This window comes from Bacillus sp. J41TS8 (assembly GCF_018333035.1).
GTDB lineage: Bacteria > Bacillota > Bacilli > Bacillales > Bacillaceae > Bacillus > Bacillus paralicheniformis.
Window position 1 is genome coordinate 1 of record NZ_BORF01000046.1, and the last position, 515, is coordinate 515.

At 61.0% G+C, this 515-nt stretch carries 1 protein-coding gene; it reads right to left on the reverse strand.

Annotated elements, in window-relative coordinates; genetic code table 11:
- Nucleotides 1-515 (reverse strand): AMP-binding enzyme (locus tag KI350_RS22760; RefSeq protein ID WP_212930595.1); only part of this gene is annotated, 515 nt, incomplete at both ends.

Consider the following 515-nt stretch of genomic DNA (forward strand, 5'->3'; position numbering starts at 1 on the left):
GCGGGAGACGAGCGCTGTCGCTTTCAGCGAGTGGCCGCCTTGTTCGAAAAAGTGGTCGCGAATGCCGGCAGGGCCGTATTTCAGCACCTCTTCCCAAAGCTTGGCGAGCTTCATTTCCGTGATGGTTCGCGGCGCGGTGTAAACGCGTCGTTCAGCCGCTCCGTCGGGAGCGGGCAGCGCCTTGCGGTCAAGCTTGCCGCTCGGGGTGACAGGCCACTCACGCATCTCGATGAATGATGAAGGCATCATATAGGCCGGCAGGCGTTTGCCCAGTTCTGTCCTTGCGGTCTTTTGATCCTGACCTTCAATATAGGCGCAAAGCTCGGTTTCCTCCCCTTCTGTCCGGGCGATAACCGCCGCTTCCCGCACGCCGTCGATCTGGCGAAGTGCCGCTTCGACTTCCCCCGGTTCGATCCGGTAGCCGCGGATTTTCACTTGACCGTCCATGCGGCCCAGCCATTCAACGGTGCCGTCCGGGAGCCATCTCGCCAGATCGCCCGTTTGATACATGCGTT